Source organism: Proteus sp. fly-1008 (assembly GCF_040140305.1).
Lineage (GTDB): Bacteria > Pseudomonadota > Gammaproteobacteria > Enterobacterales > Enterobacteriaceae > Proteus > Proteus vulgaris_B.
This window is the reverse complement of the sequence record NZ_JBEEWH010000001.1, coordinates 217,700-232,748: the sequence shown is the minus strand read 5'-3', so window position 1 is coordinate 232,748 and position 15,049 is coordinate 217,700. Positions and strand designations below refer to the sequence as shown.

The 15,049-nt window shown below is 37.7% G+C and carries 12 protein-coding genes; 11 read left to right on the top strand and 1 reads right to left on the bottom strand.

Annotated elements, in window-relative coordinates:
• The first annotated feature begins 521 nt into the window (after window positions 1-521).
• The 9 genes from ABN256_RS01135 to ABN256_RS01095 all read left to right on the top strand — a co-directional run bounded on the left by ABN256_RS01135 (window position 522) and on the right by ABN256_RS01095 (window position 10,763).
• Window positions 522-1,562, top strand: a complete 1,041-nt coding sequence (locus ABN256_RS01135; protein WP_196553068.1) for a LuxE/PaaK family acyltransferase — start codon at window positions 522-524, stop codon at window positions 1,560-1,562.
• Window positions 1,559-2,638: an acyl-CoA reductase gene (locus ABN256_RS01130; RefSeq protein WP_349438951.1), complete on the top strand. Its 1,080-nt coding sequence runs from the start codon at window positions 1,559-1,561 to the stop codon at window positions 2,636-2,638. Before ABN256_RS01135 ends, ABN256_RS01130 begins: the two co-directional genes overlap by 4 nt.
• 5 nt (window positions 2,639-2,643) lie before the next feature.
• On the top strand, window positions 2,644-3,666 hold the full coding sequence (locus tag ABN256_RS01125) for an NAD-dependent epimerase/dehydratase family protein (protein ID WP_349438950.1): 1,023 nt from the start codon (window positions 2,644-2,646) through the stop codon (window positions 3,664-3,666).
• Complete coding sequence (locus ABN256_RS01120) at window positions 3,663-5,912, top strand: penicillin acylase family protein (RefSeq protein WP_349438948.1); 2,250 nt, start codon at window positions 3,663-3,665, stop codon at window positions 5,910-5,912. Before ABN256_RS01125 ends, ABN256_RS01120 begins: the two co-directional genes overlap by 4 nt.
• A gap of 3 nt (window positions 5,913-5,915) precedes the next feature.
• Window positions 5,916-7,334 carry an AmmeMemoRadiSam system radical SAM enzyme gene (gene amrS, locus ABN256_RS01115; protein WP_115349715.1) on the top strand — a complete coding sequence of 473 codons (1,419 nt, stop codon included), beginning with the start codon at window positions 5,916-5,918 and terminating at the stop codon, window positions 7,332-7,334.
• 4 nt (window positions 7,335-7,338) lie between these two features.
• On the top strand, window positions 7,339-8,580 hold the full coding sequence (locus ABN256_RS01110) for a lipase/acyltransferase domain-containing protein (RefSeq protein WP_197269219.1): 1,242 nt from the start codon (window positions 7,339-7,341) through the stop codon (window positions 8,578-8,580).
• A 175-nt stretch (window positions 8,581-8,755) separates the two neighbouring features.
• Window positions 8,756-9,328: a hypothetical protein gene (locus tag ABN256_RS01105; protein WP_197269220.1), complete on the top strand. Its 573-nt coding sequence runs from the start codon at window positions 8,756-8,758 to the stop codon at window positions 9,326-9,328.
• Window positions 9,329-9,696: 368 nt separating this feature from the next.
• Window positions 9,697-10,011, top strand: coding sequence for an antibiotic biosynthesis monooxygenase family protein (locus tag ABN256_RS01100; RefSeq protein WP_197269221.1), 315 nt, complete (start codon window positions 9,697-9,699; stop codon window positions 10,009-10,011).
• A gap of 47 nt (window positions 10,012-10,058) precedes the next feature.
• Window positions 10,059-10,763 (top strand): ArsR/SmtB family transcription factor, encoded by a 705-nt coding sequence (locus ABN256_RS01095; RefSeq protein WP_349438946.1) that lies wholly within the window; start codon window positions 10,059-10,061, stop codon window positions 10,761-10,763.
• 214 nt (window positions 10,764-10,977) lie between these two features.
• On the opposite strand, the gene ABN256_RS01090 is transcribed toward ABN256_RS01095, so the two are convergent.
• Window positions 10,978-11,376, bottom strand: a complete 399-nt coding sequence (locus ABN256_RS01090; RefSeq protein ID WP_349438944.1) for a toxin-antitoxin system YwqK family antitoxin — start codon at window positions 11,374-11,376, stop codon at window positions 10,978-10,980.
• 1,014 nt (window positions 11,377-12,390) lie between these two features.
• Here ABN256_RS01090 and ABN256_RS01085 point away from each other — a divergent pair.
• Together ABN256_RS01085 and dhaT are read left to right on the top strand one after the other, a co-directional pair.
• Entirely contained in the window at window positions 12,391-13,512 is a 1,122-nt protein-coding gene (locus ABN256_RS01085) for a JmjC domain-containing protein (protein WP_196553084.1), read from the top strand.
• A gap of 362 nt (window positions 13,513-13,874) precedes the next feature.
• Window positions 13,875-15,038 carry a 1,3-propanediol dehydrogenase gene (gene dhaT, locus ABN256_RS01080; protein ID WP_164526296.1) on the top strand — a complete coding sequence of 388 codons (1,164 nt, stop codon included), beginning with the start codon at window positions 13,875-13,877 and terminating at the stop codon, window positions 15,036-15,038.
• Window positions 15,039-15,049: the final 11 nt, after the last annotated feature.

Sequence of the window (15,049 nt, the reverse complement as noted above, 5' to 3'; positions counted from 1 at the left end):
CTTTTTTCTAATTGAAAAGAGAGTCCTTCTTGCTGAGTTTTAAAAAATAAATATCGGCGTAACTTAAATTCTGAAGAATAGGATGATTGAGAGTGTTTTAACGATGATTGATAAAGTTTTTTGCTTAATTGTTGGCAAATAAAAGTCAAAAAATTTGCATCTTGTAATGCTTTAAAAACTTTCAGCAATGTAATATCGATGCTCTTAATGCTAGTTTTATTTCCAATAACGTTCGTGAAAAGCTAATGGATAAACTCAGCTATTTTTACGCAAAATAGCAATTCACTCATCATAATCCATAAGAAAGAACACTTTTATTTTTAAGGTGTTCTCTTTATTTTTAAGCGGAAATACCTATTTATCAAATAATGATTATTCAATCTAGATAAAACAATGTGATATAAAACATAAGAATAGTGAAATATAATCACATCTTTCCTATTTTAAGAATAATTACATTCAATAAGTAAAAATAATTGCTGACTATGTTGATATAACCTTTATCAATGTAAGGATACATCATGTCAGAAAAACAGCGTCATAAAATTGATAGCTTAGTTAATCTTACTCAACCTTATGCTGTTGATAGTTTTGATGATGCTCTTTTTACTGCATCTATGGATGAAGCAGATATCTGGCATCGCCAATATAATGCTAATTATCAATCGCTGTGGAAAAAAATGCCTCAGCCGGTTATCCCCGTTAATTTATTTAAAACCATGGATTTAGCGACGCCAACACATCGTAATGGTATTTGGCTAAATAGTTCAGGAACGGGACAACAAGGAAAAACACAAGTTTTCTTTGATGAGAACAGCCTAAAGCGCATTGAAACAGCAATGATACAGATTTTCTATCACAATAACCTAATATCCACAAATCCAGCCCATTTTCTGATGTTATCACCTGATCCTCAATCTGGCGATCATGCTGGTTTTGCCACTGCTTTCTTAAAATTCACCCAATGTGCACCGATTAAAGAGCTTGTTTTTACGGTATCAGAACAAGGCCAGTTTGATACAAAACTCGCATGGTCAACATTACAACGTTGGGCGAACGATCCGGCTCCTATTTATATTCTTGGGTTAACCCTTTTTTTTGAACACTTATGTTTAAGCCGACCAGAACCCTTCACGCTGTTATCACCGATTAAAGGCTTAACGGGTGGGGGATGGAAAGGGATGACAAAGCGACTTGAACGACCAGTTATTATCCAAGGATTAAAAGAAACCTTACACGCTCCTAATGTTGATATTCGTGATATTTATGGCATGACAGAGCATCCTCTACACTACATTAGTTGCAGTGAAGGGCATTTTCACATTCCAGCTTATTCTCGTTTTGCCATTATTGATGAAACAGGTGATCGGGCACCAGAAGGTAAAACAGGATTTATTCAACTTGAAAATCCTTTTTTTGATTCTCTTCCTTCTCAACGTCTGTTAACCCAAGATTTAGGAATATGGGGAACACAATGCGCTTGTGGTCATTCTTTACCCTATATTCATTATATTGGAAGAGCAACTTCACCAGAGGGCACTTGTGCTGCACAGATAAAATGATAGAAGCTATACTTGTTCGTTTAGCAAACATTAAACTGTGTTTAATACACTGCCTTAATGAAAACTGGTTATTTTCTGATGATATCTTAACGCAAAAATTCTGCCTTGAACGTTTAAAACAATGGGCTTATAGCGATGATCTAGCACAAAAAGTGGCTAATGAGTTAGGAAATAAAAATTGGCGTGCGCCCAATAAATTATTAATTGTCGTCTCTGAAAAAGATCCCCTTGGTACATTAGAAGCCTTACTTGCAGGCTATTTAATTGGTAGCCCCATCAGAATAAAAGCACGATTATCCACACAATGGCTTTATTCATTACGGGCATATTTAGGATTAAATGAAAAACAGTGTGAAATTCTAAATTGGTCGAGTGAAAATCAAAATGATGAGCTTGTTCTTGAAGGTGTTGAAGCCATTTTATTAGCGGGTAGTGATGCACTCATTCAGCATTATCGCCAAATAACACCAGCACATATTAAATTGATTGAGTTGGGCCCAAAAATAAGTGGAATGGCTATTTTGGGAGATTCATTACCTGATATTTCTTTGGTGTTAAATGATGTGTGCTTGTTTAGGCAACAGGTTTGTAGTTCACCTCGTTTTATTTTATTAGAGAATAAAACTGGTGCAGAACAACTCTATCAGCAACTTTCTATCGCATTACCCACATTACCGCCATTACCAGAGGCTTTAAAACTTCAACAAATGGCACAAGCCCATGAGTATTCATTGTCTCGTGAGCTACTCAATAATGAAAAACCAACACATTATGATGCAAAATCAGGTTGGGCAGTCACTTATCACACCCGATTTATGCCTCAATATTGGCTCAACTTTGGCTTTCAATTGGTTGTTGGCTCTGTGGAACATCATTTGCAATTAGCCCAAAAAGAGTGGTTTGCACGCTTACAAACACTGGCTTATCACGGTTCTCTCTCTTCACTTTCACTACAAAATTACTGTTTCACTCGTTATTGCCCCATTGGCACAATGCATTCTCGCCCAATGACAGCAACGCATGACGGCTTTTTTATATTGTCTGCACTGGTGTTCTTTGTGAGTAAAGAAGGATAACAACATTGAATAAACGGAAAATATTTATCACAGGTGCTAGTGGATTTATTGGCTCTTACTTATTGCCCAAACTTGCAGAACTTGGTGATGAATTAACGATATTATGTCGCGAAACTCATAAAAATCACTCTTATCGTCCAGCATTACCCAACGGTACTAAGGTGGTGAAAGGTGATTTATTGCAACCGAATACCTACCGAGAAGCGTTGAGTGGACAAGATATCATTATTCATTTAGCTGCTGATTATCGAGTAGGCATTGCACCGACACGTTCAGAACATCAAAAAATGTATCAAACCAATGTCACTGGCACATTGAATTTACTGAATGAAGCCAAAAAAGCACAAATCTCTCAGGTTTTATATACCAGCACAACGGCAGCATTAGGGGAAACAAAGGGGTTATTACTTGATGAGACTCATCGCCACAATGGTTATTTTCGCAGTTATTATGAAGAAACTAAGCAAATCGCTCACGCATTAGTCGAGCGTCACCAGCAACAAGGAATGCCAATTAAAATTGCGATTTGTGGTGGTGTATTTGGTGAAGGTGACAATAGCGTTTTAGCACAGACGTTATCTGCTTTTTTCAATAAAAAAATTCCTTTTCAAATCAGCACAAACAGTACCTTTCAACTTTGCCATGTTGAAAAACTATGTGATGGATTATTGCGATTACTGGCCTTAGATAAACCACAAGAAACGGTTCTGTTTACAGGTGATGTTTTTTCTATGCCTGAAATTTTCACACTGTTAAGTGAAATACAAAAAACACCACCACTACCTGCAAAAGATCGCCGTAGTTTGCGGCCATTAGCATGGTTGATGGATAGATTATCTATGCTAGGTCTTACTATGCCACTTTCTTGTGAAGCACTACGTATTATGGATGGAAGCACTTATACCTATTCATCTTATAAGGCAGAGCAACTATTAGGATGGACAGCAGCAGAATCATTAAATGACTTTAAGGATTATGCCCAAAGCGTTGCTAACCAATACACATTGATGAATAAGGAGCCAAAATGAAGCCAAGGACGCTCACTTCACAATGGGGTGACGTGACATTGTCACTAGAGACGGAGCAACTGCTAAGTATAAAAGGTGATACGGATAATGCGGTTTTTTATGGGCAAGGCTATGGCGCAGCCTATTTACGTTTATGGCAACTAGACTTATCTCGTCGAGTTGCTAGTGGTCGCTTAAGTGAAGTAATGGGAAATGGTGCGCTTAGAACAGATATTTTTCAACGTAGATTAGGATTAGTAGAGTTAGCTAAAATTGCAGAGCTTAACGATAAAAATGCAACAAAGGATAGCTGGCAAGCGACACAGTTTCAACATATCACTGCGTATATTGCAGGTATAAACCAAGCCATTAGTGATTTAAAAATCAGACCTATAGAATGCTTATTATTGCGTTACCAACCTGAAAAATTTACCACGACAGATAGCTACCTCTTAGGGCAATTGAAATACTTTATTAACTCAGCATGGCAATATGAGTTATTTAATACTCGTTTAGCAAATCGGCTTACAACATCCCAACATCAACAACTTTTATCTACCTTTAGTCTTGAAGGCAATCAAATTCCACCATTACCTTTAAATGAACAGGGGGAATATTACCCCGAAGTGATTGCAGCGTTTAAAGAAGGGCTAAAAGGCCTACAGCACTTAGGATTAGCCTCGCCTGATACGGGCTCTAACGTGATTGCAGTGAATGGTTCGTTTACCGCATCGGGTAAACCGATATTAGCGGCTGATCCGCATATGGGACATGTTAACCCTAGTTTTAATCTGTTATGTCGCTTAGAAAGCGACGAAGGATTAAGCGTAATGGGTTCACATTTTCCTGGTTCACCAGGCATTATTGTGGGGCGTAATTCTCATGCAGCTTGGGGAATGGTCGGTATTATGGCGGATAACCAAGATTTATTTTGGGGGCGTATTGATTTAAAAAATGAGAAGGTCGAAACCATCAATGGATGGGAGGCATTAACCAAAAGAACACATACCATTGGTTTAACCTCAAAGCGTCAACATACTTTCGTCACTTATGATTATTCACAAGGTCGCTTAATGTCTGAAAAAGCGGGCTATGGTCTATTTTTACGCTGGCCTGCCTTAGATGATCCAAGTGGCGATATTACTTTTTATCAGCTTGCAAAATGCCATAACTGGACATCATTTCGAGAGGCTTTAAAGCATGTAAAAAATTCCCCTATGATGGTGGGATATGCCGATATTTACGGTGACATTGGCTTACAGAGTATGGGATATATTCCTAAGCGTGATCGTGAAATTGGTAGTTTAGTACTAAGCCTAACGGAGCCATTACATCAGTGGCAAGGTTATGTACCTTTTGATGATTTACCCGCCGAATATAACCCTGAACGGGGATATGTTCTTTATGCCAATCAATATAGCGAGTCTCTTTTTAATGGAAAACCTGCACTATCTAATCGCTGGCATCCACCGACAAGAGCGTTGCGTATTGAAGCGCTTATTCAGCAAACAAAAAAACATACTGTTGAGACGTTTTGCCAACTCCAAGATGATAAAAAAGATGTTTTTGCCCAACAAGCACTCGCTTTTTTACTCCCTTATGTGCCTGAAGATAAAATCCTTTCTCAGTGGGATGGCGATACTCAGCAATTAAATGCCTCACGATTTTTTGATGTGTGGACTCAACATCTTACTGACAAGGTATTAGGCAAGGTATTAAAAAGAGGATCACGTGCTCTGTATACGGATTTTTGGCCAAGTTGTCGCTGGAGTATTCTCAATATTCTGCAATACCATCTTCAAGATTGGCTGTTTGAAGAAAAAGAGATCCCCATATTAATTCGTGAAACCTATGCCAGTGCGTTAATCGCTAGCCAAAAAATGGAACGCCCTTATGTTGAATTCCAGCATAGTATCAAAAAACCCTTATGGCTTAATCGTCTATTAACTGGACGTTATCTCTATCAAGGTGGCAATCGTGAAACTGTTCACGCGACACGACAAAATGCAGATTTCTTAACGCAATCTCAAATAGGGAATAACGACACCATTAAAACTAAGCCATATACGTTTGGCCCTGGTTTTAAACTGATCGCCCATTTAACGCCACAAGGCGAATGCCATTATTTAATTAATACACCGGCAAAAGGCCATCCTTTTAGCTGGTCACTACGTCATGTCTTGAAATGCTGGCAAACAGGTAGCCGACAAAAAACCACTTTGCCGCTTCGTGGAAATAACCATCATTGTAATGATAAGAAGGAATAACTCATGGTAAGAATGAAGCAATGGCAACAAACAGGGCATCCTGCGCGCTTATGGCACCCAATTTCAAACAATCGTATTCAGTGCGAGCTTTGCCCACGAGCCTGTAAAATTAATTTAGGCCGTACAGGAACTTGTAAACTAAGACGCAATGAGAATGGCAGTTTAGTCACGTTAAACTACGGTAAATCTGTGCCGATGACTCAAGAGTCGATAGAAACCGAAGCGGTATATCATTATGCACCGGGTGAACGTATCTTATCGTTAGGTAATATTGGCTGTATGCTACGTTGTGATTTTTGCCAAAATTGGAGTACAAGCCAAGCTCGTTATGTGCAAGACAGCAATGTGGCGTATTACAGCCCAGAGGATGTGGTCAATTATGCGTTAAAACATAATATCCGAGTTTTGTCGTGGACTTATAATGATCCAATTGTTTGGCATGAATTTGTTATGGATACGGCGAAGCTTGCTCGCGAACATGGCTTAAAAAATCTCTATAAAAGTGCATTTTATATCAGTGAGAAAGGTATTGATGAATTACTAGGTGTAATGGATATCTTTAGTATTTCATTAAAATCAATGCAAGATAGTTTTTATCGTAAACATACAGGAGGGCGATTACAGCCCGTTCTTGACGGTATTAAACAAGTTTATGATGCACGCAAATCCACAAATAATCCGCATCTTGAAGTCTCTAACTTATGTGTGACAGGACGTAATGACTCATTGGAGGAAGCGAAAAAAGTCACGGATTGGATGCTTAAATATCTTGATGCAGATATTCCTTTGCACTATGTTCGTTTCCATCCTGATTACCAATATCGACACGTTGAACGCACATCAATTCCCTTTTTAGAACAAGCTCGCCAGCAAGCCTTAAACGAAGGTATGCGCTATGTTTACGTCGGAAATGTGTTTGATACAGACAGCGCAAACTCTTATTGTCCACAATGCCATACCTTATTAGTTAAGCGAAGTGGGTTAATTGCACAATCTCACTTAGATAATGGGCAATGTCCTCATTGTCATTTTCAGCCTTCTATTATTTTGCCTTGGGCGGGCTCTAACACTGATAAATTATCAGCACATATCCCTGATGGTTTTATCTGTATTACACATCCATTCCGTGGTCCTGTTCAGGCTTGCCATATTGAACAAAAAAATGAATCACCTATTTACTATCAATTTATTACAAAACAAGGTGAGCCTGTTGGCCCAATCAGCACCAACAGTTGTCATCGCTTTATGCTGTCCAAAAGTAGTCCTAAAGCAGAGGGGATCTGCCTTTATCATCACAAAAATGAACCTTGCCAACTGTTTGAGGTTTACGATCGTGCTCATTTCCCTGTTACTGAAGCTGAAAAAACGCATTTTGGTAGCGAAAATGTGCCTATCACGCTTATTCCATTAAAAGGACGCTAAAAATATGCCACTCAATAGAGGATGGTCATTAATACGAGCTCAGCTTATTGCGTCTCAAATTCGTAAAGCGAAACTTGATGATAAAGTGCCAAATCTTCCTATTATCTATTTACCAGGAATTTTAGGAACTAAGCTTTTTGATAGACAAAAGCAGGCTTTTATTTGGGGTGATCATCGTAGTGTCTTTACAAAGAGTGATTATGAATATGAACATCCCAACGCACAGCATTCACCTCGTGTATTAGCCACAGAGCAATTGCACGCATTTTCGATTGTCCCTTATTTAGTGAGCACATTGGTCACCCAAGAGCTTAAAGATGTTCTTGAAACCGCATTGGGTTATCGTGAAGGGCAAGATCTATTTTTCCTTGCTCATGATTGGCGAGCCGATCATCGATTGCTGGTGGATGCTATTGATAGAGAAATTAATCGACTGAAAACTATTTTTGGTGAGAACCAGCCTTTTATTATTATTGCACAATCCGCGTCTAACCTCGCAATACGCTATTGGTTGCGTCATACCACTCCTGAAAATAGAGCATTAGTAGCAAAATGGTATGCCTTTGGGCCACCTTGGCATGGTACATTTCAGGCGTTATCAATGATGGAGACTGGCTATTATGCCGGAAGTGGTTACCTTCATGGCTTCTCATCTGATGATGTCTGCGGTTGTCCTTTTGTATACCAATTATTACCACCCAATCCGGTGGTAATAGACAACTACGGCAGAGCATTAAGTGATTTTGATATCTATGATGAGGCATGTTGGAAGCACTATCGCTTAGGCCCTTATAAAACATCGATCAGTTCAGCACAAAATCAACGAGTAAGAGAAGCGTTGGTGCAAAATCTACAGTGTGCTAAACGCTTTACTGATGCAGTTTCAGGAATTAACGCAGATGAACAAGCTGTGCCCCAAGTATGGTATTTAAGTGATAATAATATCACATTAAAAGCTGCCATTTATGGAAGAGAACGCTGGTACTTACAAGCGAAAGAGATCAAACGTGAGTTTCCACAATTAGTCAATCAGGCATTAACCGTCGGAGACGATCATTTGCCTTTAGAAGGATTATTGCAATATTGGCGCGCACCTATCGTACGTGACCGTTATCAACACCCTTGGGGGGAAAGTTTTGCTTTTATTAGCCAAGCATCAACGCATCGCGCATTAATAAACCATACCCCTAATTTACGGAGTTTGGCATTTGATATTGCGACTGAAAGAAGAAAAATATACGAATAAATCAATCTTCGTTTATTGAAAATGACTTCATAATTTTATGAATATCTGTAGGTTTAAGGATTAATCTTACTCATTGTATCTACATATTCATTTGTAAAATGCTACTATTAATTAACCTAATAATATGAAATATAATCCAAAAATGACTATATCTCTTTTAATTAATGGAATAAAAATGCAAAAAAAAATATTATTAACACTCTTATTAAGTACTTCCATATTTCTTATTTCAGGCTGTAGTTCAACTAATAGTGTATGGGATCAGTTTACAAATATTCTTTCAGATGCAGCTCCATTTATTAAAGAGTCTGAAGAGTGGGAAGCCTATAGTATAAAAACCACTCAACAAGGTGTTGTTTATAGTGCAGCCAATTCAACAGATAAACAATTTGTCAGTCAAAAAATGGATACTGAATATCCGGCAGCCATTGAACGGCTTTCCAGTCCATTCGCAATCAGCACAAAAGCTAAAGACGAACTCGCAAAAGAGAATCAAGGTTATCGTTTTAAATATAATGACATCATGACCGTAAAAGATAAAAAGACCTCAACAACACTCGGTTATTGCGTAAATTATGACTCTGATAGAGTGATTGACGGTAAATTAAAAGAAGTCAGTGAAGAAGATAAAATTCGAAAAGCTTTTATTTATATCGCTAAAGATAAACCTGTCTCTGTCGCAACTGTAAGTACTGATTTTACCAAATTAATGTGTGGCGAAAAATTTTATAATAAAAATAAAATATAGTTATTTAAAACCAATCATAACTACTTAAATATAACAATAAATTATATTGCTCAACCCTTTAAATTAAATTCAAATTAGAAGGGTTGAGCCTCAAAATAAAAAAACTCATAATAAATCCCACCCATCGTTAGACTTTTAATTTATACATAAAAATATGACATCAAATATAAATGGAATTACCGATAATATTCGTAAAGCGATACAACATTCAACATAAGGTATGATTGGACTTTAGTTTTATCAGAAGATGGTCATAGTCTCTTTCTGCCTTATTTTTAAAATAGATATTGCTCTCATTTCAACAAATATCGAAGTGTTGTCTATTTTTAATCAATATACTTATCATCACCAAATAAAGGAGAACACTAATGATTGCCGTGATATTTGAAGTCAAAATTAAACCAGGAAAACAGGATCGTTATTTATCTTTAGCGGCTGATTTAAAGCCATTACTAACGGATATTGAGGGATTTATTTCAATAGAGCGGTTTCAAAGTTTATCAACCGAAGGAAAATTATTGTCACTTTCTTGGTGGGAAAATGAAGAAGCTGTTTTGCAATGGAAGAAAAATATTTTACATAAAAATGCGCAACAAGAAGGTCGAGAGTCTATTTTCGATTTTTACAAAATTAGTATTGTTTCTTTGGCACGTGAATATTCATTTGATGCAGAAAGTCTGTGATTAAATAGACTCGATAACTTGCTACAATAAAAGAGCTTAAATTTTAAATGGCTAAACCAGAGATGAAATCAGAATATCAACACACTGTAGAGTCAGCAATAACCGCTGTGGGTGCGGCAATATCTGATATTTCCAGAGTCAAAATACTCTGTGCATTAATGGATGGAAGGGCGTGGACAGCAACGGAACTGGGGGTTGTAGCTGATATTTCTGCCTCTACAGCCAGTAGTCATTTGTCCAAATTACTGAATGCTGGTCTGATTTCTGTGATATCCCAAGGTAAATACCGTTATTTCCGATTAGCTAACGATGATATTGCAAAAGTTATTGAAAATTTAATGAATTTTTCAACTGAAAATATTTCACAAGCTAAAATCACAACGCCCAAAAACTTAAGGAAGGCGCGAACTTGTTATAATCATTTAGCAGGTGAAGTAGCCGTTAATATTTATGATTCACTTTGTCAGCAAAAATGGATAACAGAAGATGGCCATGCTATTACAACGCTAGGTGTTGAGCGATTTAAAAATATAGGTATTGAATTTCAAGCAAAGCATTCACGCAATATTTGCTGTCCATGTTTGGATTGGAGTGAACGTCGTTTTCATTTAGGTGGAAAAATTGGTACGGCTTTTTTTCATTATGCAGAAGCTCAAGCATGGTTAACACGACATCAAGGATATAGAGAAGTAACTATCACCGAGAAAGGTTATAAAGCGTTGATGTTCTACTTTAATATAAAAAAGAAATAACGCGTATTTGAATAATGAAACAAAAACCGACTTTCAGAAATAACAAAAGTCGGTAACTCACATCAGGTTATTTTAAGATTTTAATCTTACCATCTAATACTTGACCTTTATTAATTACTTTTCCGTTTTCATCATATTGAGTTATGACACCAATAAGAGCGCTATTCTCCATATATCCCTGCAAATTAACATTATTTTTAGGTGTATTATGATATTATTTGAAGGCGCCATACGGTAAGCCATCACGCATAGCTATTTCACTGTATATGTTGCCGTTAGCCTGATAACTTTTCACCACACCGTTAACTTCACAATTCTTCAGCGGTATGACCATTTTTAATTTACCGTTATCATTATAAGCATTGACGTAACGATCAAAACAACCTTTGGTTACCCATGATTTATATTTAAGTTTCCCATCCGGATAATAACGTAAATATTCACCATCTCTGGTTCCTGGCGGTATAGTTGGCACTGTCAGTTTTGTTGTATTTTCCATCAATTTTATATTACTCAGTGACATCTCTGGATTGTTGCCTAAGCTATAAAGAAAAGCCGAACAACCAGAGAGCAAGAGTACTGAACTCAATATTAAGGGTAGTGCAATTCTCATATTCATCCTCGCATAGTATAAATAAAAATATTCAATTTCTATTTGTAAATATTTATTTTCACATTAAATATAATGTTAGCGTAATGGAGTAAAACTAGGTTGAACATAGGAACTAACTGACACAGGCGTATTTTTTTGTGTTTTTTAGAGGGGTAATAATAGAATTAAACAAATCCGACTAGTAAGGTGATAATATAGTTACACTTAAGTAAATATTCTTTTTTTCAGTATTTATAATACATATTTGAAACTTATTCTTTTAGTGACGACTCATTAATTATGATTGGAATTTAGGGTGTTTCCAGAAATAGTGAACATAAACGAGTAATTTCCACTAAATTTTGGAAGGTTATAAAAAAGGATTATGTCCACCTCAGATTGGTGGAATTTATGTAGCGCTAGGGCATGAGCGATCTTATTGATTAAGCGCCTGTGTAAAATGTTGATGGACGTGAAGCCAGAGTACATAAAACTAATCTTATGTTTTATATGAATATGAAGCCAGTGCATTTTGAACAAGCGCAAGGAAGAGGAGATGTGTCAAAAAATGACTAATTTGTTGATTTACTGAGAAGTGACGCTGAGATATGAAGTTATTTATTACCACAGTCAATTTAACATAATATACATTATGCGAACCTTAGTATCTAAATACGGATATGCACTGAAATCTCTGATTTTGGCTGGTTGATTATGTTGATTCATTCTTAACTTAAAGCTTACTTGCCAATGCTTTTTCTAGGTCTTGAATATAAGCTTTTTGTCTTTTCTTCAAATACCACTTCACTAAAGGTTTTAATAAAATCTTTTTAGATATCACCACTTCAGTAAAGTCAATTTCAGTGACACCATTATCAGCAGTAAAAACACCAACCCAATGACCTTTGATTTTTTCATTTTCTAAATCAAACTCCCATCGCTAGTGTTATTGACTGGCATTTGATGCCAAACAAAAATATGACCGCGCATTACTTCTATAATTACCAGCTTATTCCTTTATACAGATGTGGTCACATGGTTAACAAATTGAATCTTAATTGGCCTGAATTTTTAGAAAAATACTGGCAAAAAAAACCTGTTGTATTGAAAAATGCATTTCCTAATTTCGTCGATCCTATCACTCCAGATGAATTAGCCGGTTTGGCAATGGAACCAGAAGTTGACAGTCGTCTTGTCAGCCTCACTGACAACAAATGGCAGGCAAGCCATGGACCGTTTGAAGACTACAGCGAATTAGGTGAAGAAGGATGGTCACTGCTGGTACAGGCGGTCAACCATTGGCATATGCCGTCCGCTGAGTTGGTGAAACCATTTCGCGTATTACCTGAATGGCGTCTTGATGATCTGATGATCTCCTATTCAGTACCCGGAGGTGGTGTCGGACCACATATTGATAACTATGATGTTTTTATCATTCAAGGAATGGGTCGTCGCCGCTGGCGTGTAGGTGATGCCCTACCAATGCGTCAGTTCTGCCCGCATCCTGCATTACTGCATGTTGATCCATTTGAACCAATTATTGATGTAGAAATGGCACCTGGAGATATTCTGTATATTCCACCTGGATTCCCTCATGATGGTTTCACTTTCGAAGATACCATGAACTATTCTGTCGGCTTTCGTGGACCAAATGGCCGTGATTTGCTGAGCAGTTTTGCAGACTACGCACTGGAACAAGATCTAGGTGGAATAAATTATGGCGATCCTAATCTGACAGTACGCGACAATGCAGGAAAAATGGAAGCTCACGAAGTTGAACGCCTGCGTGCCATGATGATTGAGATGATCAATAAGCCTGGTGATTTTGAACAATGGTTAGGTCGTTTTGCAACCACACCACGCCATGAGCTGGATATTGCTCCCGCTGAACCGCCATATCAGCCAGAAGAAGTATTGAACGCACTGAATGATGGTGAAAAACTGATCCGATTAAGCGGACTGCGTGTCCTACGCATCGAAGATAATTTTTTTGTGAATACAGAAGCTTGGGCTACCAAAGAAACGAAAGGCGCAGATGCGCTGTGCCAGTTTACGGAAGTTGGGGCCGATGAACTCGGTGATGCACTGATGGTTCCAACCTTTGTTGCAGAATTAACCGAATTTATCAATCAAGGATATTGGTACTTCGACGAATAAACTACGCTTACCAAATATAACATAATAAAACACCTGCTTGCGGGTGTTTTATTTTATCGTCTCAGCCTTCCTTTTCACTTATACCTCAAGTACCTCAAGTTATTTGGTTTTAGCTTAAAGTTTCTAATATTACTGCTTATATTTCTTTTTTTCCAAGATATTTAGAAAATCTAGCAGATATTAGATCGAATTCGCCTTCTTCAAAGAAAGCATATCCTGTTGACTTATATCAAATGAACCAAGGTTAAATGAATCGATTCATCTTATTGATAAGCACCTCTCTTGACTTAATAACCAATGCGGTGAAAATGCTCTAATACTTTAATTTATCTGAATAATAATCTGATATTGGAAGGTTTATCATGAGCTATCGTATGTTTGATTACTTGGTACCGAATGTTAACTTTTTTGGTCCAGGTGCTATCTCTGTTGTTGGCGAACGTTGCAAATTATTGGGGGGTAAAAAAGCCCTGCTGGTAACGGATAAAGGTCTACGAGCATTAAAAGATGGCGCCGTAGATAAAACTATTGGTTATCTAAAAGAAGCGGGTATTGATGTTGTCGTATTTGATGGCACAGAACCTAACCCAAAAGACACTAATGTACTCGAAGGTCTTGCAATGTTCCGCAAGGAACAATGTGACATGATAATTACAGTGGGTGGTGGTAGTCCACATGACTGTGGTAAAGGTATCGGTATTGCAGCCACTCATGAAGGTGATCTTTACAATTATGCAGGCATTGAAACACTAACAAATCCTCTGCCACCTATTATTGCCGTAAATACCACTGCTGGCACAGCGAGTGAAGTCACTCGTCACTGTGTTCTGACTAATACCAAAACTAAAGTCAAATTCGTTATTGTGAGCTGGCGCAACCTCCCTTCTGTTTCTATTAACGATCCTCTGTTAATGATCGGTAAACCTGCTGGACTGACTGCGGCAACAGGTATGGATGCGTTAACTCATGCGGTTGAAGCTTATATCTCTAAAGATGCTAACCCTGTCACCGATGCATCAGCTATTCAAGCAATCCGTTTGATTTCTCGTAACTTGCGTCAAGCTGTAGCCTTGGGTACAAACCTAAAAGCCCGTGAAAATATGGCTTATGCTTCACTTTTAGCAGGAATGGCATTTAACAACGCTAACCTTGGTTATGTTCATGCAATGGCTCACCAGCTGGGTGGCTTATATGATATGCCACACGGTGTAGCCAATGCGGTATTACTCCCTCATGTATTACGTTATAACCTGATCGCTAATCCAGAAAAATTTGCTGATATTGCTGAATTTATGGGTGAAAATGTTGTAGGTTTATCCGTAATGGATGCAGCTGAACGTGCTATTGCAGCTATCGCTCGCCTCTCTGCGGATATTGGTATTCCGCAACATTTAGGTGAGTTAGGTGTGAAAGAGTCTGATTTCCCATATATGGCTGAAATGGCACTTAAAGACGGTAATGCATTCTCTAATCCTCGTAAAGGTAATGAAAAAGAGATCATTGAGATTTTCCGCCAAGCATTTTAATTCTTAAAAAG